At 69.9% G+C, this 22741-nt stretch carries 20 protein-coding genes; 15 read left to right on the top strand and 5 right to left on the bottom strand.

What is annotated here, in order from left to right; genetic code table 11:
- The first annotated feature begins 5 nt into the window (after positions 1-5).
- The 3 genes from GZ64_RS0110965 to GZ64_RS0110955 are packed head-to-tail and all read left to right on the top strand — an operon-like array spanning position 6 to position 3201.
- The gene (locus tag GZ64_RS0110965; protein ID WP_029266554.1) at positions 6-1004 is read left to right on the top strand and encodes an alpha/beta hydrolase; all 999 of its coding nucleotides are present in this window, start codon (positions 6-8) and stop codon (positions 1002-1004) included.
- Complete coding sequence (locus GZ64_RS0110960) at positions 1001-1984, top strand: alpha/beta hydrolase (RefSeq protein WP_029266552.1); 984 nt, start codon at positions 1001-1003, stop codon at positions 1982-1984. Before GZ64_RS0110965 ends, GZ64_RS0110960 begins: the two co-directional genes overlap by 4 nt.
- The gene (locus GZ64_RS0110955; protein WP_231479873.1) at positions 1981-3201 is read left to right on the top strand and encodes a multidrug effflux MFS transporter; all 1221 of its coding nucleotides are present in this window, start codon (positions 1981-1983) and stop codon (positions 3199-3201) included. Before GZ64_RS0110960 ends, GZ64_RS0110955 begins: the two co-directional genes overlap by 4 nt.
- A 41-nt stretch (positions 3202-3242) precedes the next feature.
- On the opposite strand, the gene GZ64_RS0110950 is transcribed toward GZ64_RS0110955, so the two are convergent.
- Complete coding sequence (locus GZ64_RS0110950; protein ID WP_136025401.1) at positions 3243-3794, bottom strand: hypothetical protein; 552 nt, start codon at positions 3792-3794, stop codon at positions 3243-3245.
- Positions 3795-3860: 66 nt separating this feature from the next.
- Here GZ64_RS0110950 and GZ64_RS0110945 point away from each other — a divergent pair, with 66 nt between their 5' ends.
- The 9 genes from GZ64_RS0110945 (at position 3861) to GZ64_RS0110905 (ending at position 13668) form a co-directional block, all read left to right on the top strand.
- Complete coding sequence (locus GZ64_RS0110945; protein WP_029266549.1) at positions 3861-4445, top strand: TetR/AcrR family transcriptional regulator; 585 nt, start codon at positions 3861-3863, stop codon at positions 4443-4445.
- Between the two features lie 117 nt (positions 4446-4562).
- Entirely contained in the window at positions 4563-6548 is a 1986-nt protein-coding gene (locus tag GZ64_RS0110940; protein WP_029266547.1) for a primary-amine oxidase, read from the top strand.
- Positions 6549-6644: 96 nt separating this feature from the next.
- Entirely contained in the window at positions 6645-7601 is a 957-nt protein-coding gene (locus GZ64_RS0110935) for a helix-turn-helix domain-containing protein (RefSeq protein WP_029260453.1), read from the top strand.
- A gap of 208 nt (positions 7602-7809) precedes the next feature.
- On the top strand, positions 7810-8598 hold the full coding sequence (locus GZ64_RS0110930; protein ID WP_029266545.1) for a MoaF C-terminal domain-containing protein: 789 nt from the start codon (positions 7810-7812) through the stop codon (positions 8596-8598).
- A 33-nt stretch (positions 8599-8631) separates the two neighbouring features.
- Positions 8632-9021: a nuclear transport factor 2 family protein gene (locus GZ64_RS0110925; RefSeq protein WP_029260455.1), complete on the top strand. Its 390-nt coding sequence runs from the start codon at positions 8632-8634 to the stop codon at positions 9019-9021.
- 98 nt (positions 9022-9119) lie between these two features.
- The gene (locus GZ64_RS0110920) at positions 9120-10292 is read left to right on the top strand and encodes an ABC transporter substrate-binding protein (protein ID WP_029260456.1); all 1173 of its coding nucleotides are present in this window, start codon (positions 9120-9122) and stop codon (positions 10290-10292) included.
- 67 nt (positions 10293-10359) lie between these two features.
- Complete coding sequence (locus GZ64_RS0110915; RefSeq protein WP_029260457.1) at positions 10360-11220, top strand: branched-chain amino acid ABC transporter permease; 861 nt, start codon at positions 10360-10362, stop codon at positions 11218-11220.
- The gene (locus tag GZ64_RS0110910; RefSeq protein ID WP_021200353.1) at positions 11207-12979 is read left to right on the top strand and encodes a branched-chain amino acid ABC transporter ATP-binding protein/permease; all 1773 of its coding nucleotides are present in this window, start codon (positions 11207-11209) and stop codon (positions 12977-12979) included. The genes GZ64_RS0110915 and GZ64_RS0110910 overlap by 14 nt, the downstream gene beginning before the upstream one ends.
- Entirely contained in the window at positions 12976-13668 is a 693-nt protein-coding gene (locus tag GZ64_RS0110905) for an ABC transporter ATP-binding protein (RefSeq protein WP_029266543.1), read from the top strand. The genes GZ64_RS0110910 and GZ64_RS0110905 overlap by 4 nt, the downstream gene beginning before the upstream one ends.
- Before the next feature lie 19 nt (positions 13669-13687).
- Here GZ64_RS0110905 and GZ64_RS0110900 read toward each other — a convergent pair whose 3' ends face one another.
- Together GZ64_RS0110900 and GZ64_RS0110895 are read right to left on the bottom strand one after the other, a co-directional pair.
- Complete coding sequence (locus GZ64_RS0110900) at positions 13688-14503, bottom strand: SDR family NAD(P)-dependent oxidoreductase (protein WP_021200037.1); 816 nt, start codon at positions 14501-14503, stop codon at positions 13688-13690.
- Between the two features lie 55 nt (positions 14504-14558).
- Complete coding sequence (locus tag GZ64_RS0110895) at positions 14559-15305, bottom strand: SDR family NAD(P)-dependent oxidoreductase (protein ID WP_029266541.1); 747 nt, start codon at positions 15303-15305, stop codon at positions 14559-14561.
- Between the two features lie 243 nt (positions 15306-15548).
- Here GZ64_RS0110895 and GZ64_RS0110890 point away from each other — a divergent pair, with 243 nt between their 5' ends.
- Genes GZ64_RS0110890 through GZ64_RS0110880 form a run of 3 tightly spaced genes read left to right on the top strand, consistent with a single transcriptional unit; the run spans position 15549 to position 19525 of the window.
- Positions 15549-17003: an APC family permease gene (locus tag GZ64_RS0110890; RefSeq protein ID WP_029266538.1), complete on the top strand. Its 1455-nt coding sequence runs from the start codon at positions 15549-15551 to the stop codon at positions 17001-17003.
- A 37-nt stretch (positions 17004-17040) separates the two neighbouring features.
- Entirely contained in the window at positions 17041-17880 is an 840-nt protein-coding gene (locus tag GZ64_RS0110885) for a molybdenum cofactor biosynthesis F family protein (protein ID WP_029266536.1), read from the top strand.
- A gap of 1 nt (position 17881) precedes the next feature.
- Positions 17882-19525 (top strand): amidohydrolase, encoded by a 1644-nt coding sequence (locus GZ64_RS0110880; RefSeq protein ID WP_029266534.1) that lies wholly within the window; start codon positions 17882-17884, stop codon positions 19523-19525.
- Between the two features lie 76 nt (positions 19526-19601).
- On the opposite strand, the gene GZ64_RS0110875 is transcribed toward GZ64_RS0110880, so the two are convergent.
- Entirely contained in the window at positions 19602-21065 is a 1464-nt protein-coding gene (locus GZ64_RS0110875) for a GMC family oxidoreductase (protein ID WP_029266532.1), read from the bottom strand.
- A 3-nt stretch (positions 21066-21068) separates the two neighbouring features.
- Positions 21069-22508: an aldehyde dehydrogenase family protein gene (locus GZ64_RS0110870; protein WP_029266530.1), complete on the bottom strand. Its 1440-nt coding sequence runs from the start codon at positions 22506-22508 to the stop codon at positions 21069-21071.
- Positions 22509-22741 lie beyond the last annotated feature (233 nt).

Genomic DNA, 22741 nt, shown 5'->3' with positions numbered 1-22741 from the left:
GAACCATGACCGCCACCGCCGCCGGACACCCGACCGTCGCCCCCGTGCCCTTCGACCCCGAGGTGCAGGCCGTGCTCGATGAGCTCGCGAAGAATCCGCAGCCGCCCCTCACTCGCGACACCCTTCCGCGCGACGGTGTCGACCGGATGTTCCCGGACAACGACTCGGTCATCGCCGGGCGCGACATCGAGTGGGAGGACCGCGTCATCCCCGGTCCTCCCGGAGCGCCCGAGATCGAGATCACGGTGTTCCGTCCGGCCGACACCCGCGACGAGGTGCTTCCCGCCTTCGTGAACATCCACGGCGGGGGCATGATCGTCGGTCACCGCTCGTGGGAGACGGGGCGCGTGGTCGACATCGTCGACGAACACCGCGTGGTCGCGGTCAACGTCGAGTACCGCCTCGCTCCCGAGAACCCCTACCCCGCCGGAGTCGAGGACTGCTATGCCGCCTTCGTCTGGGTGCACGCGAACGCTGCCGGGCTCGGCATCGATCCGGAGCGCATCGTCGTCGGCGGCGGCAGCGCGGGCGGAGGTCTCACGGCGGCCGTGGCTCTCCTGGCCCGCGACCGGCAGGGTCCGGTCATGGCCGGACAGCTGCTGCTGTGCCCGATGATCGACAACACCAACACCACGGTCGCCAGTCTTCAGTACGACGGCATCGGAACCTGGCAGCGCGAGATGAATCTGCTCGCGTGGTCGTGCGTGCTGGGCGACGACCTCGCCTTCCATCCGGATGCTCCCGCCTACGCCGCCCCCAGCCGCGCCGTCGATGTGGCGGGACTCCCACCCGCCTTCATCGAGGTCGGCGAGGCCGAGGCGTTCCGCGATGAGGACACCGAGTACGCGCTGCGCATCTGGGCGACCGGCGGTCAGGCCGAGCTGCATGTGTGGGGAGGTGGCGCGCACGGCTTCGACATGTACATGCCCGACGCCGAGATCTCGCGCGCCGCTCTCGCGGCCCGCGCATCGTGGCTGCGTCGCATCTGGCGGGCCGCGCGATGACCGCGCCGCTGCCTGTCCCCTACGACTCGGAGCTCGTCGCCGGACTCGATGCGTTCGTCGAGATGGTCGAGATCATCCCGCTGCGTGCCGACACGATCCACGCGAACCGCGACCACTTCGCGACGATCATCCCGTCCATGGCCATGCAGTCCGATGGCCGCGCGATCACGTGGGAGGACCGGACCATCCCCGGGCCCATCGGGGCTCCCGCCATCGAGATCACGATCGTACGGCCCGCCCGGCCGGCGCCCGCCCCCGCCCCCGCCGTGCTGTCGATCCACGGTGGTGGCATGGTGCTGGGCACCCGGTTCTTCGGCACGGCGGAGCTCATCGACCTCGCCGAGCGGCACGGCGTCGTCGGGGTGGCCGTCGAGTATCGCCTGGCGCCCGAGCACCCCGGCCCCGCCCAGGCGGAGGACTGCTACGCCGCGCTCGAGTGGATGGCCGCGCACGCCGAGGAACTCGGCATCGACCCCGACCGCATCATCGCCTCGGGGATGTCCGCCGGTGGCGGCCTCTCGGCCGCGGTCGCTCTGATCACTCGGGATCGGGGCGGGCCACGCCTGGCCGGTCAGCTGCTCGGGTGTCCGATGCTCGACGATCGCAACGAGACCGCATCCAGCCGTCAGTACGACGGTTTCGGCGCGTGGGATCGGAACAACAACGACACCGCGTGGGACGCCATCGCCGGAGAGGACCGCTTCACCGACCGCGTCTCGCCGTACACCGCGCCCGCGCGCGCCGCTGACCTCTCAGGGCTCGCCCCCGCGTTCATCGAGGTGGGCGCCGCGGAGACGTTCCGCGACGAGGCCGTCGACTACGCTCTCCGCATCTGGGCGACCGGGGGACGAGCCGAACTGCACGTATGGGCCGGCGGATATCACGGGTTCGCCGGGTTCTCCCCCGATGCCGAGGTCTCGAAGGCCGCCGTCGCCGCCCGCGAGAGCTGGCTGCGCCGCATCCTGCGCCTCGGCGGATGAGCCTCCCCGCCTCTGAGGAGCCCGCCCGCCCGCGCATGAGCACCCTGCGGGCGATGCTGGTGCTGGGGATGCTGGAGGCCTTCGGGCCCCTGTCGATGGACCTGTACCTTCCGCAGCTGCCGCAGCTCGCCGCGTCGCTCGGCACGACGGAGGCTCTCGCGCAGGTGACGATGTCGGCGTGCATGATCGGCCTCGGACTCGGCCAGCTCGTGGCAGGGCCGCTGAGCGATCGACTCGGCCGACGACTGCCGTTGATGGTCGGAGTAGCGGCTTTCGCGGTGCTCTCCCTCGTGTGCGCCGTCGCTCCGAACATCGAGCTCCTGCTGATCTCCCGTTTCCTGCAGGGGCTCGCGGGCTCGGCCGGCATCGTGATCTGCCTGGCCATCGCCCGCGACCAGTTCGAGGGTGCCGAGCTGTCGCGGATGCTGTCACTGCTGTTCCTCGTGTCCGGCACGGCGCCGATCATCGCGCCGGTCGTCGGCGGCCAGCTGGCCCTGATCATGGACTGGCGCGGCATCTTCGGCGTGCTCAGCGCGGTCGGGGTCGTCCTGCTCGTCGTCGTGGTGTTCGCCCTGCCCGAGACGCTGCCCCCGTCGAGGCGGCACGGCGCCGGCCCCGTGGCGCTCCGGTCGCACACCGCAGCCGTCGTGCGCGATCGCCTCTTCGTGGCGGTGCTGTGCGCCGCGGCAGGAGGCGGTGTCGCGTTCTTCACCTACCTGTCGATGTCGTCGTTCGTGCTGCAGGATCAGTTCGGCCTCAGCCCGCAGGCCTTCAGCCTCGCGTTCGCGGCGGGGGCGCTGGCCAGCATCGTCGGCAGCCAGACCAGCCGGCTCGTGGTGCGCCGCTGGGGACCCCTGCGCGTGTATCTCGGCGGTATCACGGCGACGCTGCTCGCCACCGTCCTGCTGCTCGTGCTGACCTCGACCGGCACCGGGGTCTCCGGAGTCATCGGGGCGCTCATCGGATTCATGCTGTGCTCCGGACTGGGTGGCCCCAACGGCCAGACGCTCGCACTCGCCCACCACGGCGCACGCGCCGGCACGGCCTCGGCCCTGCTCGGCATGGCGACGTTCCTGTTCGGTCCGGTGCTCGCGCCCCTCGCCGCGGGCCTCGGCGGCACGAATGCCCTCACCATGGCCGTCACCATGACGATCGCCGCCGCCGTGGCAGCCGTCGCGGCCTGGGTGTTCGTGCGCCCCGCCGCAGAGCCTCGGTAGCAGCCCGTCGGCCACCGGCCAGCGGAGACGGGCCTCGCCGATCAGAACCCGAGGCACATCGCAGCGACACCGACGGCCATGGCCCACGACTCGGTCGTGAGCAGTCGTGCGGTCCTGCCGTGATGCACCGGCGCCACGAACCACTCGGCGACGACGGTCCACACCACGACCCCCACCACCCCGACCAGCACCAGAACCGACAGGACGCCGTCCAGTGCATGACCGCCGTGCCCCGCATCCGCCGCCTGCATCGACGCGCCGGTCGCTCCCGTGGCGTTCGTCGACGCGCTCTCGAAGGCGCACGCGGCCATCACGAGCGACACGAGGGCGCGGTGGCAGCACGTGGCCGCCGACGGCGTGCCCCGCACCCCCATGGTGCCGAGCATCGCCGAAAGCAGGAGGACGGCGCCGAGGATCAGCCCCGTGAGGGTGTCGCCGTCCGTGACGGCGAGGAACAGCATCACCGCGGCCATCACGAGGGCCGCCTGCCGTCCCTGCCACGGCACGACGCGCCACGCCGCGATGCAGGCGACCGCCGAGACGATCGCCGCTGCGGCCATCAGCCACGGTGCTGCGGGAAGGAGGTGTTCCACCCGGGAAGTATATTGAGCAATCGCTCAATATAGCTAGACCTCGTCATGATGCGAGAGGATGGGCACGTGCCCCGCATCGTCGACCACGATGAGCGCCGCCGGCAGATCGCCGAGGCGCTGCTCGCCGTGGCCGCCCGCGACGGGCACGAGAGCGTCTCCTCACGCGCCGTCGCCAAGGAGCTCGGCGTCGCCACCGGGTCACTCTGGCACTACTTCGAGGGCTTCGACGAGGTCGTGCGCGCCGCGGCCGCCGAGGTCACCCGCCGCACTGACGCCCGCATCGCCGCAGCCACCGAGGGGCTGCGGGGACTGGCGAGACTCCACGCGCTGATGCGTGAAGTGCTGCCGATCGATGAGACCACCCGCACCGAGGCGCACGTGGTCGTCGGCTTCTGGGGACGACTGGCGACCCTCGCCCCCACCCCTGACGCCGGAGCCCCCACACTCGCGACCTGGCAGAGCAGCATCCGACTCGCTCTCGACGAGGCCGTCCACGACCGCGAGCTGCGCACCGGCACCCCCACGGACGCCGTGCTGTCACTGCTGCGCTCGATCACCTACGGGCAGCAGATCGTCGAGGTCACCGAGCCCCAGCCCGCGGCCGCGCACCTCGCCGTGCTCGACAGCATCCTCGCGCCCTGGCGCGCCTGAACCCGCGCCAGCCCCGCTCTCGACGCCCCGGGAATCGGTGGTTGTGGACCGCCGACGACCCGTCGTATCATCGTCGCAACCCGTTTATTGAGCAGTTGCTCGAAAATAGTGAGGTCGATGATGTCCCACCACGCACCGCAGCCCGTCTCGATCGAGAAGATCGCCGCAGCGCACCCGCATGATCCGCTGACGGGCGACGAGATCGCCGCCGCCCGCGCGGTCCTCGATGCGGCAGGACTCCTGACGGAGAGCACCCGCGTGCCGATGCTGCTTCCCGACGAGATCACGAAGGAGGAGCTCGCCGCGTGGCAGCCCGGCGCCCCGATCGATCGCCGCGTCGATGTGACCCTGCTCGACACCGCGACCGGCGTCGCGACCGAGGCCATCGTGTCGATCACACGAGGCGAGGTCCTGCGCACCGCGCGCGTGCCGAACGACGCCCCGCCATACGGCCAGCCGCAGTACCTGTTCGAGGAGTACGAGCGCGCCGAAGCGATCGCGAAGGCCTCCCCCGAATGGCAGGCGGCGATGACGCGCCGCGGCCTCGCCGCGCACATGGACCTCGCGTTCTGCGGGCCGCTCGCCCCTGGTTACACCGGACGCGCCGATGAGGTCGGGCGTCGGGTGATCCGCTCCCTCACGTTCCTCCGCTACGACGAACACGACTCGCCGTGGGCACACCCGGTCGAGGGACTCATCGTGCACATCGACCTCACGGCGAACAGCGTCATCCGCGTCGAAGACCATGGCGACGTGCCCGTCCCCGCCGGCCATGGAAACTACTACCCCGAGGCGCAGGGCGACGCCCGCACCTCGCTCAAGCCCATCGAGATCAGCCAGCCGGAGGGTCCGAGCTTCACGGTCTCCGGCTCGCTCGTCGAGTGGGAAGGCTGGTCGATGCGCGTCGACTTCAACGCCCGCGAAGGCCTCGTGCTGCACGACGTCTGCTTCCAGGGTCGCTCGGTGCTCCGTCGGGCCAGCGTTCCGGAGATGGTCGTGCCCTACGGCGACACCGCCCCCGGCCGCTTCTGGATCAGCTACTTCGATGCCGGTGAGTACCTGCTCGGAAAGAACGCCAACCACCTCGAGCTCGGCTGCGACTGCCTCGGCGTCATCCGCTACCTCGACGGCTACGTCGCCGACGACCACGGTCACCCTGTGCGCATCCCGAATGTGATCTGCATGCATGAGGAGGACTACGGCATCCTCTGGAAGCACACCGATCTCGCCGGCCGCGCCGACGTGCGTCGCTCGCGCCGCTTCGTGGTGTCGTACTTCTCCACGATCGGCAACTACGACTACGGCTTCTACTGGAACTTCTCCCTGGACGGATCGATCGAGGTGGTCGCGAAGGCGACCGGCATCGTGTTCGCCGCGGCCGGCGAGCCGGGCGTCCGCCAGAAGCACGCGACCGAACTCGCCCCCGGCGTCTTCGCCCCGGTGCACCAGCACCTCTTCTGCGCACGCCTCGACGTGGCGATCGATGGCGAGGACAACCGCCTGGTCGAGGTCGACGCTCAACGGGTGCCGATGGGCCAGGAGAACCCCTTCGGCAACGCGTTCAGCTGGACCGAGACGACCCTCGCGACCGAAGCGGAGGCACAGCGCGAGGCGGACAGCTCGGTCGCCCGCGTCTGGGAGGTGCAGAGCGCCTCCCGCACGAACCGCGTCGGGCGCCCGACCGCCTACCACCTGGTGCCGGAGCCGACCGCTCTGCTCATGGCCGATCCCGCATCCTCCGTCGCCGCGCGCGCCGCATTCGCCACGAAGCACCTCTGGGCCACCCGGCACGAACAGGGGCAGATCTGGCCGGCCGGTCGCTATCCCAACGCCCACCAGGGCGGCGCCGGCCTGCCGGAGTACACCGCGGGCGATCGATCGATCGACGGAGAGGACATCGTGCTGTGGCACACGTTCGGGCTGACGCATTTCCCGCGCCCGGAGGACTGGCCCATCATGCCCGTCGACTACGCCGGCTTCTGGTTCAAGCCCTACGGCTTCCTCGACCAGAACCCCGCGATGGATGTGCCCGAGTCGACGCAGGCGCACGCGGTCGCGTCCACCGGCTGCTGCGGCGCAGGCGCGTGCACCTGCGAGCACTGATCTGCGAGACGTCGTCCCGCACGGCCGATCCCGGTGATAGCATCACGGAACGGATCGTATACAACGTCGTCGTTCCACCACCCGAGGTGATCAGTCATGAACGGTGCACCCGCCGCCCCCGCCGAATTGGTTTCCACGCTCGTCGCGCGCAACATCAGCGACTTCCGTGCCGCCGTTTCGGAGTCCTTCGTGCCCCTGCAGGTCACGACCGCCGGACCCGACCACTTCCGAGGGATCATCCGCGGAGCCTCCGTCGACGAGGTGCATGTGAACGACGTGCGCGCTACGTCGCATGTCGTCGAGCGCACCCCCGAGCTCATCGCCCGCGGCGACCGTTCGTATTTCAAGGTCAGCCTGATGATCGCCGGCACCGGCCTGCTGATCCAGGACGATCGCGAGGCCGTGCTCCAGGCGGGGGACCTCGCGGTCTACGACACCGACCGCCCGTACTCCCTCGTGTTCGACGACGACTTCCGCACGATGGTCGTGATGTTCCCGAAGCACCTCATCAGCCTCCCGGCCGAGATGGTCGGGCAGCTCACCGCCGTGCGCATCTCCGGTCACGAAGGCCTCGGCAGCATGGTCGTGCCGTATCTGACGCAGCTCGCCGGTAATCTCGATCAGCTGGCCGGCACGACGGGGGCCCGGCTCGCGCACAGCGCGCTCGACCTCGTGACGACGGTCTTCACACGCGAGCTCGGACTCGATCAGGTGTCCGCCGACCCGCACCGTGCGCTGGTGCAGCGCATCCGCTCGTACATCGACCGCAACCTCGCGTCGACCGATCTCGGACCCGCGTCGATCGCCGCCGCGCACTTCATCTCGACCAGGCACCTGCACGGGCTCTTCCAGGAGCAGGGCGTGACCGTGTCGACCTGGATCCGCACACGGCGCCTCGAGAAGTGCCGTCGCGACCTGCTCGACCCGATGCTCGCCGACCGCCCGGTCGCGGCCATCGCGGCACGCTGGGGCTTCGTCGACGCCGCGCATTTCAGCCGCGCGTTCAAGTCGACCTTCGGCGTCTCACCCAGTGAGTATCGCGCCGCGCACTGACGCTCCGTCTGCCAGGAAAACTGACGCTCCGTCTGCCGCGCACCGGCACGTTGCTTGCCCGGGAGGGCACGCCGGTTGACTCTCGGCGCGCGATGACCGCCGCCCCCTTGAGGGGATGAGGAACACCCCACCAGCATGAGGCAAGCGCACCGCGACGACGCGGTGCCCGGGGCGATGCGGCCCCGCCGCGTGCGACGTCAGGACCCTCATGACCGACACCTCCACCGACCCGGCGCTGGACGAATGGCGCACGTACGACGAGTTCGCCGCGGGCATCGACACCTTCCGCCTGCCGAACACGCCCCTCGCCGGCACCGCCCTCACCCTCACCCTCGACGACGACTCGACCCTGACCCTGGAGTTCTCCGAGGACGCCCTCGTCTGGAGCGGACTCGGAGCCTCCGGCACCGACCCGTACGACGCGGTGCGAGTGCGGGACGACGTCGTGTTCGTCAACATCCCGATGCGGAGCCGTCCGCGCGAGGCCGTCACCGTGGTGTTCTCCACGACGACGAACCGGGCGACCGTCATCCGTTCGCGCATCGCCCCCGAAGCCGTCGACGGCACCCCTCAGGTCGGCCAGGACTTCTGGGCGGCGACGACCGATGCGGGGCCCGTCAGCGGCGACGCCCCCGGTCCGAGCCGCGACCTCATCGGCAAACGCAACCTCTACCGGTACAGCCCGCACCACCTCTACGAGCACGTGTACATCTCCAGCCGGCGCTATGCCTGGCAGTGCCTCGAGGGCGTGCAGCGCGGCCACGGCGACATGGACCTGTCGACCGTGTGGAAGTTCGCCGACGGCCTGTACCTGTTCTGCTTCCGCGAGTTCCGTATCGCGGTGGCCAGCGTCTGGCTGCACGACCTCGGCTACCAGTTGATGACCACGGGGATCTTCCTCGGACTCACCGGAGAGGGCGACGCCGAGCACTCGCGGGCCGGCGGCCACATCTACCCGCTGGGCGCCGTCTCCTACCCCGACGCCCAGCCCGTCTGACCGTTCGCCGCACCCCCACTCCGAGGAGAGCCCATGAGCAACGCCGACCTGATCCGCCAGCACTACGCCGCCAACGACCGCGGCGACCTCGACGGGATGCTCGCGCCGTTCGCCACCGACATCCGCTGGACCGAGGCTGCCGGCTTCCCGTACGCCGGAACGTACATCGGCCCGGATGCCGTCGCCCGGAACGTGTTCCGCCGTATCCAGGAGGAATGGGACGACTACACCGTCGCGATCGACGAGATCGTCGACGGCGGCGACGTCGTGGTGGCCATCGGCACCTACTCGGGCACCTACACGCAGACCGGGCGCTTCTTCGCCGCCCGCGTCGCCCATGTGTGGCGGGTCGTCGGCGGCGAGGTCGTCGCCTTCGAGCAGATCACCGACACGGAGCTCGTCAACCGCGCCATGCGCGCCTGAACACCGCACACCCCGCACAGCACCAGACGAACACAGCACCACCCGAACACAGCACCACCCGAACACAGCACCACCCGAACACGAGAGGCAGGAAGCACATGAACACACGAGCATCCGGCACCGCGGCGCTCCTCGCCGTGGCAGCCCTCACCCTCGCCGGCTGCGCCGGTGGAGACGGCGGAACCGGCGGTGGGAGCGGCGACCCGATCGTCGTCGGCTCCGTCAACACCATCAGCGGTCCCGCGACCTTCCCCGAGGCCTCGCAGGCCGCCGCCGCCGTGTTCGAGGCCTTCAACGAGGCGGGCGGGCTCGACGGCCGCACGATCGACTACAAGATGCTGGACGACAAGGGCGACCCGGCCACGGCCACCGCCTCCGCACGCGAGCTTGTCGGCAGCGACGGCGCGGTCGCGCTCGTCGGCTCCGCCAGCCTCATCGAGTGCGAGATCAACGCCAAGTACTACGAGCAGGAGGGCATCCTCTCGATGCCGGGCATCGGAGTCGACACCGGCTGCTTCGACAGCGAGAACATCTCCCCCGCGAACGTCGGACCGTTCAACGACATGACGCTCACGCTGCAGTACGGATCCGAGGTGCTCGGCCTCGACGACATCTGCATCCTGCTCGAGATCGCCGGTTCCACGCGTCCCACCTACCAGGCCGCGATCGACGAGTGGACCGAGATCACCGGCAAGAAGCCGAAGTACGTCGACGACACCGTCCCGTACGGCGCCTCCGACTACACCCCCTACATCGTCAAGGCACGCGACCAGGGCTGCAAGGCCCTGGCGATCAATCCCGTGGAGCCCGACGCGATCGGACAGGTCAAGGCCGCGAACGCCCAGGGCTGGGACGACGTGACCTGGCTCTACCTGACGAGCGTCTACAGCGAGAACTTCGCCGAGGCGATCGACGACGCGGGTGCGGGCATCTACGTGCCGGCGGAGTTCTACCCGTTCACCGACGACAGCGAGATCAACGCCGACTGGCGAGAGCTGATGGAGGCCAACGACATCCCGCTCACCTCGTTCAGCCAGGGCGGGTACCTCGCCGCGACGTACTTCATCGAGGTGCTCGAAGGGATGGACGGCGACATCACCCGCGAGACCGTCTCGGAAGCGCTGAAGGGCATGGAGCCGATCGAGAACCCGATGGTCGGAACGCCCTACGCGTTCGGCACCCAGAACACCGCGGGCTGGCCGATCATCCTCGAGTCCGGAACGAACGCCTGGGAGAAGGTCGCCGACGACTGGCTCCGCATCGGCGAGTAGTCACCCCTCGCCTGCCGCCGGGCGCATTACCGGCGGCAGGTCCCCCTCGGAACAGAAAGGACGCCTCATGCTGCAAGGCGCCATCGCCGGTCTCGCCGCCGGCGGCCTCTATGCCGTCCTCGGCGTGTGCCTGACGCTGATGTCCCGACTCGTGCGCGTGGTGAACTTCGCCCAGGCCGCGACCGGGATGTTCGGGGCCTTCACCGCGGTGTGGCTCGTGCGCGAGCTCGACCTGCCGATCTGGCTCGGCTCGGTGCTCGGCGTCCTGGTGGCCGGGCTGCTCTCGGCAGCGATCGGGTTCATCGCCGCGACCTGGCTGTCCGAGGCCTCCACCACCACCCGTTCGGCGATGACCGTCGGCCCCCTCCTGCTGCTCATCTCCCTGTCTTTCATCCTCTTCGGCAACAAGCCGCAGCCGTTCACGCCGATCATCGCCGGACCGGCGTTCTCGTTCGGCGGCGTGGTGATCAGCCAGGTCACGGTCGCGACCGTCGCGATGGCGATCATCACCGCCATCGTGGTCCGCCTCGTGCTGCGCCGCACCAGGGTCGGCACGCAGCTGCGCGCGCTCTCGGAGCGCCCGACCACGGCAGAACTCCTCGGCATCCGCTCGCGCCCGCTGTCGATCGCCGTCTGGTTCGTCACGGGTGTGATCAGCGCGATGGCCATCATCATCGTGGCCCCCTCGCAGTCGAACGACGCGACCAGCCTCGCGATGCTCATCGTCCCGGCCGCGGCGGCAGCCCTGCTCGGCGGCTTCCGACGACTCGACCTCGCCGTCGTCGGCGGGATCGTCCTGGGTGTGCTCGGTGGTCTCGTCGCCCAGATCGACGAAGTGGCGCTGGTGCGCAACTTCCTCCCGTTCCTGTTCATCGTCGTCCTGTTGCTCTGGACGCAGCGCAAGGAGGTGTGGGATGCCGCTCGCTGACCGTCCCTGGTTCCGGATCACCTGGCCGTTCGCCGTCGCTCTCGCCGGTATCGGAGCGGGTGCGATCCTCAGCGCCTCCCTGCCGGGGTACTTCGTCTTCCTCGCGATCAGCGCCGTCACGGCCGCGATCGCCATCCTCGGTCTCGGCATCGTCACCGGCTCCGCAGGGATGATCGCGCTCTGCCAACTCACCTTCGCCGCCGTGGGGGCCTGGATCGTCTCCCTGCTGAACGTGATGCAGGCGCCGGGCGGATTCATCGTCTGGCTGGTCCTCGGCGGGGTGGCGGCGGGCCTCGTCGGCATTCTCGTCGGCCTCCCCGCTCTGCGGCTGCGCGGTGTGAACCTCGCCGTCGTGACCCTGGGCTTCGCGGCAGCCGCCGACGTGACGCTCGTGCAGATCCAGTTCCCCGGTTCGGCTCAGGGCACGGCGATCGAGCGTCCCGAGATGTTCTCGAACGACCGGCAGTTCTTCTTCCTCTCCATCGTCGTGCTCGCCGTCTGCGCACTCGGCGCGTTCTTCCTGCAGCGCGGCCGGTGGGGATCGAGCTGGAAGGCCGTCGCGTTCTCCGAGCGCGGCACGGCCGCCGCCGGACAGAGCGTGCAGACCGCGAAGCTCACCGCATTCGCGGTCTCGGCCGCCCTCGGCGGCATCTCCGGCGGGCTGCTCGCCGGTCAGGTGCAACTCCCGTTCGCCTCGAGCTTCACACCCCTGCAGTCGCTGGCCCTCTACGTGCTCGCGATCATGTCGGGCGCGCACCTGATCGACATGGCGATCTTCGGGGGCCTGCTGTGGGTGCTGGTCCCCGAGCTCCTCAAACGCTGGGGCATCCCGCAGGACTGGGGCTTCGTCGTCTTCGGCGTGCTCGGTGTGCAGGCGCTCACCAGCGGCACGAACCTCGGCCAGGGCATCCGCAACCTGATCTGGCGCCGCGCGGATCGCCAGGCCGCCACCGTCGCGCTGACGGCGCTTCCCCCTGACGCCGGAGCGGATGCCGCGGTGATCACCACCACGACCACGGCCACGGTCGACGAGGCGGCGCTCGCCGGGACGCCGGTGCTCACCGTTGACGGCCTGACGGTGCAGTTCGGCACCCTGAAGGCCCTCGACGACGTCTCGTTCCAGGTTCCCGCCGCGTCGATCATGGGACTCATCGGTCCGAACGGAGCCGGGAAGTCGACGTTCGTCGATGCGATCAGCGGGTTCCTCCCGAAGCACACGGGGCGCGTGCTCCTGGGAGACCGCGACCTCGTCGGCCTCTCCCCCACGCGGCGCGCGCGTCTCGGTCTGCGCCGGACCTTCCAGCAGGACCGGGTGCCGCCGTCGCTCACCGTCGGCGCATACGTGCGGTTCGTGGCCCGGCGCCGGCTCGCCGCATCCGACATCGACGAGGTGCTCGAGTTCTTCGGCTGCCCGCCCGCGCGTGCACGCCTGTCGAGCGTCGACGTCGGCACACGCCGGCTCGTGGAGGTCGCCGCGAACGTCGTCTCCCGTCCCCGTCTGCTGATCCTCGACGAACCCGCCGCCGGGCTCTCGCATGACGAGCATCTCGCCCTCGCCGCGAGGCTGCGGGAGCTGCCTGCGCGCTACGGCGTCGCCCTCATCATCATCGAGCACGACCTCGATCTCGTCCGCTCCGTGTGCCCGACCCTCACGGTGCTGGACTTCGGCCGCGTGCTGGCCAGCGGACCACAGGCCGAGGTCCTCGCGAACCCCGACGTCGTCAAGGCGTACATGGGAGAGACGGAGCTGTTGAAGTGAGCGAACTCGTCCTGGACGGTGTCACCGTCAGTCGCGGCGCCGGTCCCGTGATCTCCGACGTCTCGCTGCGGGTCACCGGAGGCGAGGTACTGGCGCTGGTGGGCCCGAACGGCGCGGGCAAGACGAGCCTGATCGAATCGATCTCCGGCGTCACCCCGCATTCCGCCGGCGGCATGACCCTCGACGGCGAGCCGATCGACCGGCTGTCCCGCGTCGCGAGAGCCCGCCGCGGGATCGTGCACATCGAGCAGGGACGCGCCGTCTTCCCCTCGCTGACCGTGCGCGAGAACATCTCCCTCACCGCACGCACCCCCGGAGAGCTGGACGCCGCCCTCGCGCAGTTCCCCGAGCTCGAGAAGCGCATCGATGCGCCGACAGCCCTGCTGTCGGGCGGCGAGCAGCAGATGGTGGTGCTCGCGCGCGCGTTCGCCGCGAAGCCGCGCATCCTGCTCATCGACGAGATGTCGCTGGGCCTCGCCCCCGTCGTTTTCCTGCGCCTGATGCCGATCGTGAAGTCGATCGCCGATTCCGGGGTGGGCGTGCTGCTCGTCGAGCAGTTCACGCAGCTCGCCCTCGATCTCGCCCAGGAAGCCGTGGTCGTGGCGGGAGGCCGGGTGTCGTTCCAAGGGGCATCCGATGCCCTGCGAGCCGACCCCGGCCTCCTGCACCGCGCCTATCTCGGCGGATGAGCGCGGACCGCGCGCCGGATCACATCCCGGCGTGATCGAAGGCGATGGTCGGCACGTCGACCACGTGCGAGCCGCCGTCGGCGACGATCACCGCCCCCGTGATGTACGACGACTCCCCCGAGCCGAGGAACCGCACGACCGAGGCGATCTCGGCCGGTCGGGCGGGACGGCGCAGCGGCACGTCAGCGGTGACCTTCTCGTAGGCCTCCTCGCGGGAGCCGAGACCGGCGTGCGTGGCGAACTCGTCCATCTCCTCGTCGGCCATCGGCGTCTGCACCCACCCGGGGCAGACGGCGTTCACGCGCACGCCGTGCCGGCCGTAGTCCCGCGCGAGAGTGCGCGTGAGCCCGACCAGGGCGTGCTTGCCGACCGTGTACCCGGCGACGGAGGGTCCGGCGAAGAGCCCCGCGAGCGACGACACGATCACGATCTGCCCCTTCGCCTCGATCAGCGCGGGCAGTGCCTCCCTCGCCATCGTGAAAGCCGTGGTGAGATTCGCGCGGATCGCCGCATCCCAGCTCTCGTCGTCGGTCTCCCCCACCGGCGAGAATCCGTGGCCGCCCGCGTTCGCGACCAGCACGTCGATGCGCCCGAACCGCGCGAGCACGTCGGCGACGGCAGCCTTCGCGGAGGCGGTATCGGCCGCATCCGCGATGATCGGCAGGGCCCCGACCGCGCGTTCGACCTCATGCAGGGGCTCCGGGCGACGCCCGACGACCACGACATGCGCACCTTCGGCCGCGTATCGTTCGGCGATGGCGGCTCCGATGCCCGTTCCTCCTCCGGTGATGACGACGACGCGTCCCGAGACGGTCGATCCGACCACAGCTCCCATGTGTGCTCCTGTGTGTTCTGGCGCGCGTGCGCTGTTGCTGCCCGACGCGGTCGCGTCAGGCGGGGAATCCCGAACGGGCGGTGTACCCGAAGTCGCTGAGGATGCTGGTGCCGTTGACGGCCCTGGTGCGAGGCGACACGAGGTACGCGACGTGGGCAGCGACCTCCGCTGCGCTCTGCACCGGGAACGGCGGATCGTCGAAGGCCGCAGCGCCGAGGTCGCTCCGACTCATCGGGGTGTCGACGATCGACGGGGCCACCGTGTTCACCCGGATACGGGTGTCGGCGAGGTCGACGGACAGCGCGCGAGCGAACTGGACCAGAGCCGCCTTCGACGTGCAGTACGGCACCATGCCGGGCGACGCGACGAGGGCCGAGTCACTGGCGAGCATCACCACGGAGGCGGCCTCCGCTTCGCGCAGCGCCGCCAGGGCGTGCTTCAGGACCAGGAACGACCCCGTCACGTTGACGGCGAGCACCCGATTCCAGATGTCGAGACTGGTCTCCTCGATCGGCGTCCCCACCGGGCCGGACACACCGGCGCAGCAGACGACCGCGTCGAGCCTCCCCAGCGCCGCCACCCCGGCGTGCACGGCGGCCTGCACCTGGCCCTCGTCCGTGACATCGGCCACCAGGACCACCGCATCCGGGCAGTCGCGGGCCACGTCGTGCAGCGCCGCACCGTCCCTGTCGAGCAGAGCGACACGGACGCCCTCCGCAGCGAGCCCGTGGGCGGTGGCGCGGCCGATGCCGCCGGCCGCTCCCGTGATGAGGGCCGTCGTCCCCTGCAGCTGCAGATCCATCTCGTCCTCCGCACGCCGTCTGGCACCGGGCGGTGCGATCTGAGGACGGCGGTGTCGTCCCGGTCATCCTCCACCCCCTCACCGGCACCGCGAACGCTCGCCGAGCGGCTGTGCACGGTGACACCACCGTCCTTCGCTCAGGGTCAAGCGCCGCTGCGGCGGCGCGAGCAGACTCGCTCTATCGACGATTCCCCTCGTCGTCGATGCCGTGTCCGCACGGCCGTCACCAGCAAAGGAGCCGACGTGGCAGACCCGACATCTGCGTCCACGACGCAGAACCACACCTCCCTCCGTCCTGGCGCCCTCGGCGTCGCCGGAATCGTCTTCCTCGTCCTCGCCGCGGTCGCACCGTTGACCGGCATCGTGGTCGTGGCCTCGCTGGCCATCGCCCTCGGCAACGGCGGCGGCACACCCATGTCGTTCTTCCTGGTGGCAGGGATCCTGCTGCTCTTCGCGATCGGCTACGCGCAGATGTCGAAGCAGCTGGTCAATGCCGGCGGCTTCTACGCCTTCGTGGTGAAGGGCCTCGGGCGCACCGGTGGCCTGATCGCGGGTCTGATCGCCACGCTGGGCTACAACTTCTTCGTGGTCGGCACGATCGGCACGAGCGGTTTCTTCATGCAGACGATCATCCGCGACCTCACCGGTCTCGACGTGAACTGGCTGGTGTGGGGACTGCTGTCGATCGTGGTGTGCTTCGTCCTCGCTCGGATCGGCGTCGACTTCAGCTCGAAGGTTCTGGGCGTCTGCCTGGTGCTCGAGGTGCTCATGCTGGTCGTCTTCGACATCTCCGTGCTCGTGCAGACCGGCTATGACCTGGCGGCCTTCAGCCCCGAGGCCGTGTTCTCCGGGTCGCTGCCCATCGGCCTGCTGCTGGCGGCGACCGGCTTCCTCGGCTTCGAGGCGACCGCGCTGTTCAGCGAGGAGGCGAAGCAGCCGCTGCGCACGATCCCGCGCGCCACCTACACCTCGATCATCGCGATCGGCGTGATCCTCGGTGTCACCACGTGGGCGGTCGTCAGCGCGACGGGTGTCTCCCAGGCGCAGGCCACCGCCCTCGAACATCTGCCGACCGGTGACCTGATCTTCTCGATCTCGCAGCAGTACCTGGGTGGTCCGCTGACGACCCTGATGATGATCCTGCTCCTGGTGAGCCTGTTCGCGGCGATGCTGGCGTTCCACAACTCGGCGACCCGCTACCTCTACTCGCTGGGGCGCGCGAAGATCCTCCCGCAGGCACTCGCTCGCACCCGCGCGAACGGTGCCCCGCAGCTCGCCGGCATCGTGCAGGCCGGGTTCGCGGGCATCGTCGCGATCATCTTCGCGATCGCCGGCGCCGATCCGATCCTCACCCTCGTGCCGGCGATGCTCGGCTTCGGCACCCTGAGCGTGCTGATCCTGCAGGGGCTCGCGGCCATCTCGATCGTCGTGTACTTCCGCCGCCGCCAGGATCCGCGGTGGTGGAGCACCTTCATCGCCCCCGGCATCGGGTTCCTCGGTATCGCCGCGATCTCGGTCCTCGCGATCGTGAACTTCAACATCGTGGCGGGGTCCGAAGAGCTCGCGATCCGGCTGATGCCGCTGCTGCTGGTGCTCGCCCTCATCGGTGGCATCGTCTACGGCGCCTATCTCCGCCGCTCCAGGCCCGCCGTGTACGAGGGCCTCGCCACCGACCTCGAGAAGTTCAGCGACCGCTGACCTCCCGCCCCCACCGACAGAAGGAACCACGAAGACCATGACGACGCTGAACCCCGCCGACACCTCCACCTGGCTGCCACTGGAGGGCCTCGCCCCCGGTTTCGACGCCAACAAGGCTCCGCACAGCACCGCCCTCAGCGGCCGCGAGATCACGGTCGTCGACGCCCGCGGCACCCGTATCGTCCACCGGTTCACCGACGCCGCCGTGACCTGGGAGTACCAGCCGGGCGCAGAGGACGCGACCGAGGCGGCATCCGACACCGACGACTACGAGGCCTTCGAAGTCGATGCGGACCTGTATTTCGTGCAGTTCCACCACCGGTACCTGCCGAACGAGGCCGTCTCGCTGATCCTCGACCTCCGTCACGGTCGTGCCCTCGCGGTGATCTCCGAGATCCTCGCCGCGCCCGAGAAGGGGCGCACCCGGGTGCAGCACCACTTCGCCCCCGGCGTGATCGAGGGCGCCGAGGTCTCGGGTGCCGAGGCTGCACCGACGACGACGCTCATCGGGCGCCGCGTCGAATGGGTCTACAGCACCGAGCACGCCTACGAGCACGTGTACCTCTCGCCGCGCTGGTACTCGTGGCAGTGCCTCGCCGGGCCCGAGCGCGGCCTCGCCGACACCGACGAGAACAGCGTCTGGGAGGTGCGGCCGGGTATCTACGTGTTCGCCTGGCGCGAGAAGGTGATCCCGTGCGCCTCGGTGACGATCGCCGATCATCGCGACGTCAACGCGATCCGCTCGCACGGCGTGCTGTTCGGCCTCGACGAGAGCGGCGAGGTGCCCACGCACTTCACCTTCGGTGCACACGGCCGGCTGCTCTCCACCACGCTGCACACGCCGGATCTCGAACCCGCGACCTTCGGAGACCGCTGACATGAAAGACGTCGCCGACCTCATCGTCACCGGATCGGTGATCCGCACCGCCGACCGGGCGAACCCGATCGTCGAGGCCTTCGCGGTCCGCGACGGCAGGATCCTCGCGGTCGGGTCGCGCGCTGACCTCGAGTCGTTCCGCGGACGCCGGACGCAGCTGCTCGACGTCGGCGACGCCGCGGTGTACCCCGGTTTCGTCGATGTGCACAATCACCATGCCCTCGCCGGGCGCACCGAACTGTTCGAGCTGTCGCTGGCACCCTCGCTCACGCGCGACGAGATCCTCGACCGGGTGCGCGAGAAAGCGGCCACCCTGCCGACGGATGCGTGGATCGTGGGCGGAGCGGTCGCCACGACGTTGCTGCCGTCGCTCGCGAACACCGCGAGCCGACGGCTGCTCGATGACGCGGCCGGGGGCCGTCCGGTGGTCCTCATGGAGGACTCACGACACAACCGGTGGGCGAACAGCCGGGCGCTGGAGCTCGCGGGGATCACTGCGGACAGCATCCCCGAGGCGGGCGTCACGCTGCTCGATCCCGACGACGGCACCCCCACAGGAGTGCTGCTGGAGGCTGCGGGCATCCCGGTGCAGGAGGCATACGACCGCAGCGGCGGCCTCACCGCCGCACAGCACGCGGCCGCGTCGCGCCGCGGCGTCGAGATCCTCAACTCGTTCGGGATCACGACGTTCCAGGATGCGGGCGTGTCCGTCGAGATCCTCGAAGCCCTGGCTGCGCTCGACCGTGCCGACGAGCTCGATGCCTGGGTCGTGTCGTCGTTGCTGATCAACGACGAGATCTTCGGTTTCGACCCGATCGGCGAGCCGCTGCTCGACCGCGGCGAGGAGTTCCGCACCGCGCACCACCGCCCGGACTTCGTGAAGATCTTCCTCGACGGTGTCCCGCCCGCCCGCACGGCGTCGTTCCTCGAGCCGTATCTCGCGGACGCCGCGCACGGCGCGCACTTCCACGGCGAGACCACCATGACCCTGGACGAGCTCATCGGGTGGCTCCGCTCCGTGGCGCGGCGAGGTCTCGGCGCGAAGGTGCACTGCACGGGCGACGGCTCGGCACGTCTCGTGCTCGACGCGGCCGCGCAGCTGCGCGACGAGGGCTTCACCACCCCCATCCAGATCGCGCACGGGCAGTTCCTGGCCGAGTCGGACATCCCGCGACTGCAGGCTCTGGACGTCTCGGCCGACATCTCGCCGTTCATCTGGTATCCGGGTGTGATCCCGCAGGCGCTGGCCGAGGTTCTCGGCGAGCGCGCGGAGCATTCCCAGCCGAACCGGGCACTGATCGACGCGGGAGCCCGCGTCGCCGGCGGCTCGGACTGGCCCGTGAGCGATTCTCCGAACACCCTCGAAGGTCTGCAGGGTCTCGTGACGAGAGCCGATCCGCTCGGCCGCGCACCCGGCACCCTGTGGCCCGAGCAGGCCATCACCGCCGAGGAGGCGTTGGAGGTCTTCACGATCAACGCCGCGACCGCGATGGGACTCGGCGACGAGACCGGCTCGCTGACCCCCGGCAAGTCGGCGGACTTCGTCGTGCTGGCCCGTGACGCGATCGCCGGCCCCGCCGAGGACATCGTGCGCACCGAGGTCATCTCGACCTGGTTCGCCGGACGTCGGGTGCACGGCGACTGAGAGGACGAGGCGTCGACACCGGATCTGTCCGGGGTCAGCCCTCGTCCCTCAGCCCTCTTACCTCAGCCCTTTTACCTCAGCCCTCGAGCACGAAACGCGCGCCGCGCTCGCCGATCATCGCCGCAGGGGCGTTGGTGTTGCCGGTGGGCACGGTCGGCATGACCGAAGCATCGATCACTCGCAACCCTGCGATGCCGCGCACGCGCAGTTGCGGATCGACCACGGCCTGCGCATCCGTGCCCATGCGGCAGGTGCCGACCTGGTGGTGGTAGGTGATCGCGGTGCGGCGCACCCAGTCCTCCACTCCGGAGTCGGAGACCTCGGGGCCCGGGTACACCTCGACGGCGCCCCACTCCTCACCGAGGGCGGGGCGTGCTCCGATCCGACGGCACTGCCGCACGGATGCGGCCAGTGAGGCCACGTCACGGTCGTCCTCCAGCGCCGCCAGGTCGATGGCCGGCAGGTCCGCGAGCGTCGCGCCGGTGAGTCGGAGAGTGCCGCGGCTGTGCGGCGTCACGAGGCCGGCCATGAGGGTGAATCCGTCGTCGCCACGGGGCTCGAGCTCGCCCCACATGGGCACCGAGAAGTTGATCGGCTGCGTGTCGGGCTCGGCGAGGTCGTCGCGGCTGCGCCAGAAGAGGTGCGTCTGCGTCACGGAGACTCCCGGTTGCGGAGGCCCGACCGGGCGCCGCGTGGTGAAGATCACCGGCGACAGGAGGTGGTCGTGGAGGTTCTGCCCGACACCGGGCGAGTCCTGCACGACCGGGATGCCGAGCGCGGTGAGGTCGGCTGCCGGACCGATGCCGGAGCGCAGCAGGATCACGGGCGACCCGATGGCACCGGCCGAGAGGATGACCTCGTCCGCGAGGACCTCTTCGGACTCCTCCCCCTCCCCCAGTCGCACACCGACGGCGCGGCCGTCGCGCACGATGACCGAATGGACTTCGCGTCCGGTGACGATCGTCAGCTTCTCCGCGACGGGCTGCGCGTACGCCGTCCAGGTGTTGACCCGGCGGCCGTCGCGCATGGTGACCTGCTCCTGCGAGACTCCGTCGAGTGTGCCCGCGTTGTAGTCCGGGTTGTGCGTGAGTCCTTCCTGCACCGCGGCGTCGATGATCGAGGCCTGGATCGGCGAGAGCGGGTAGTCGTCAGTGACCGGCAGCAGGTCGTTCTCGATGGCCTCGTAGACGGGCTCGACCTCGGCCCAGCCCCAGCCGTGTGCGCCGGCGCGCTCCCACGCGTCGTAGTCGGAAGCGGCTCCGCGCACCCAGATCATGGCGTTGAGGGCGTGCGATCCCCCGGTGACCTTGCCGCGCGGCAGATGCAGCCGACGGCCGCCCGCGTGCGTCTGGGGGACGGTGAAGTAGTCCCAGTCCTCTGCGGAGTGCCAGAGTTCGCCCGCGCGGGAGGGGTCGTGGATGGCCGGGTTGGTGTCGTACCCGCCGGCTTCGATGAGGGTCACTGCGACGCCCGCGTCCGTGAGACGACGCGCGACGATGGCTCCCGAGGTCCCGGCTCCGACGACGATGGCAGAGCGCACGGGTCAGGCCTTCCGGCCGGGGCCCGAGACGACCTGGGTGACGGCGACGGACTTGAGCCCCTCGACGCCGAACTCCAGCCCGTAGCCCGAACTCTTCACGCCGCCGAACGGCACCATCGGATGCAGTCCGCCGTGCGAGTTGATCCACACGGTGCCGGACTGCATCCGGGAGGCCGCAACACGCGCCGCCTCCGGGTCGCTCGACCAGACCGAGGCGCCCAGCCCCACGTCGAGGGAGTTCGCCAGCGCGAAGGCCTCGTCGATGTCGCTGTATCGGATCACCGGCAGTGCGGGACCGAACTGCTCTTCCTGCACGAGCGCCGCGTCGTTGTCGATGTCGGCGACGATGGTGGGGCGGTAGAAGAGCTCCCCGAGTTCGGGGGCCGACTCTCCGCCGGTGACGATGCGCGCACCGCGACGCCTGGCATCGTCGACGAGCCGGCTGACGATGTCGAACTGTGCGCGGTTCTGCAGCGGCCCCAGCACGTTGTTCTCGTCGAGTCCGTTGCCCATCGGCATGGAGCCGGCGATCGATGCCAGTGCGTCGACGACCTCGTCGTACACGGAGTCGTGCACGTACAGGCGCTTCATCGCGGCGCAGGTCTGCCCGGTGTTGATGAAGGCACCCCAGAAGAGGTCTTCGGCGATGGCCGCGACGTCGGTGCCGGGCAGCACGATGCCGGCGTCGTTGCCGCCGAGCTCGAGCGTCAGACGAGCGAGGTTGCCGGCCGAGCTCTCGATGATGCGGCGTCCGGTGGCGGTCGAACCGGTGAACATGATCTTCGCGATGTCCGGGTGAGAGGCGAGCCGCGCGCCGACCTCGCGGTCGCCGGAGACTCCGATCAAGACGTCGGCCGGGAGTACCTCGTTCATCACGGCGATCATCGCGAGCACGCTCAGGGGCGTGTACTCGCTCGGCTTCGCGACGACGGTGTTGCCCATCCGCAGGGAGGGGCCGATCTGCCAGATGCTGATCATGAGCGGCCAGTTCCACGGGCCGATGGCACCGACGACTCCGGCCGCCTTGTAGACGAGCTCGGCGTGCAGGGTCTCGTCGTCTACGAGGACCTGCGGCTCGATCGCCGTGGTGGCGTTGGTGCGCAGCCAGGCGGAACACGCGCCGAGCTCGAAGCGGGCGTTGGGACCGTTGAGCGGCTTCCCCTGCTCCCGGGAGAGCAGGTGGGCGAGGCCTTCGGCGTTGGCGTCGATGGCATCGGCAGCTGCGAGGAGAAGTGCGCTCCGCTTCTCGTGGCCGAGCGCCTCCCAGGCCGGTTGGGCGGCCTTCGCGCGAGCGATCGCATCGTCGAGGTCGTCGACCGACGCCACGGGGGCGCGCCCGATGACCTCACGGGTCGCGGCATCCGGGATGTCCCGGCCTGCGCCTTCCGGCGCCTGGATGCGGTCGAGCAGCGCAGCGGCTGCGGAAGCGGCGGAATCGGACATCGGGGACTCTCCTTCGAGCGTGGCGCGGGCCAGCGACAGTCGAGAAGCTGGTCGTCTTCTCATTGTCGACGGGCGTTCCTCACGGCGCTTGTCGCGGAGCGCGCCGCAGATGTCCGAGTGTGAAGGATGACACGATCGGGCTGACGCCGAGCCGCCGGCCTGATGCCGAGCCGCCGTGATGGTGCAGCGACACCGTCACGCGGCGATGTCGAAGCGTGCGCGCCCGCCGAGCC

The sequence above is a fragment of the Microbacterium sp. Cr-K32 genome (assembly GCF_000708345.1).
GTDB lineage: Bacteria > Actinomycetota > Actinomycetes > Actinomycetales > Microbacteriaceae > Microbacterium > Microbacterium maritypicum_A.
This window is presented reverse-complemented; position numbering and strand designations above follow the sequence as displayed.

Excerpts from the sequence above, each read along its gene's own strand:
- GZ64_RS0110965 (WP_029266554.1), top strand. The coding sequence starts at position 6 with ATGACCGCCACCGCCGCCGGACACCCGACCGTCGCCCCCGTGCCCTTC.
- GZ64_RS0110960 (WP_029266552.1), top strand. The coding sequence starts at position 1,001 with ATGACCGCGCCGCTGCCTGTCCCCTACGACTCGGAGCTCGTCGCCGGA.
- GZ64_RS0110955 (WP_231479873.1), top strand. The coding sequence starts at position 1,981 with ATGAGCCTCCCCGCCTCTGAGGAGCCCGCCCGCCCGCGCATGAGCACC.
- GZ64_RS0110940 (WP_029266547.1), top strand. The coding sequence starts at position 4,563 with ATGATGTCCCACCACGCACCGCAGCCCGTCTCGATCGAGAAGATCGCC.
- GZ64_RS0110935 (WP_029260453.1), top strand. The coding sequence starts at position 6,645 with ATGAACGGTGCACCCGCCGCCCCCGCCGAATTGGTTTCCACGCTCGTC.
- GZ64_RS0110930 (WP_029266545.1), top strand. The coding sequence starts at position 7,810 with ATGACCGACACCTCCACCGACCCGGCGCTGGACGAATGGCGCACGTAC.
- GZ64_RS0110925 (WP_029260455.1), top strand. The coding sequence starts at position 8,632 with ATGAGCAACGCCGACCTGATCCGCCAGCACTACGCCGCCAACGACCGC.
- GZ64_RS0110920 (WP_029260456.1), top strand. The coding sequence starts at position 9,120 with ATGAACACACGAGCATCCGGCACCGCGGCGCTCCTCGCCGTGGCAGCC.
- GZ64_RS0110915 (WP_029260457.1), top strand. The coding sequence starts at position 10,360 with ATGCTGCAAGGCGCCATCGCCGGTCTCGCCGCCGGCGGCCTCTATGCC.
- GZ64_RS0110910 (WP_021200353.1), top strand. The coding sequence starts at position 11,207 with ATGCCGCTCGCTGACCGTCCCTGGTTCCGGATCACCTGGCCGTTCGCC.
- GZ64_RS0110900 (WP_021200037.1), bottom strand. The coding sequence starts at position 14,503 with ATGGGAGCTGTGGTCGGATCGACCGTCTCGGGACGCGTCGTCGTCATC.
- GZ64_RS0110895 (WP_029266541.1), bottom strand. The coding sequence starts at position 15,305 with ATGGATCTGCAGCTGCAGGGGACGACGGCCCTCATCACGGGAGCGGCC.
- GZ64_RS0110885 (WP_029266536.1), top strand. The coding sequence starts at position 17,041 with ATGACGACGCTGAACCCCGCCGACACCTCCACCTGGCTGCCACTGGAG.
- GZ64_RS0110880 (WP_029266534.1), top strand. The coding sequence starts at position 17,882 with ATGAAAGACGTCGCCGACCTCATCGTCACCGGATCGGTGATCCGCACC.
- GZ64_RS0110870 (WP_029266530.1), bottom strand. The coding sequence starts at position 22,508 with ATGTCCGATTCCGCCGCTTCCGCAGCCGCTGCGCTGCTCGACCGCATC.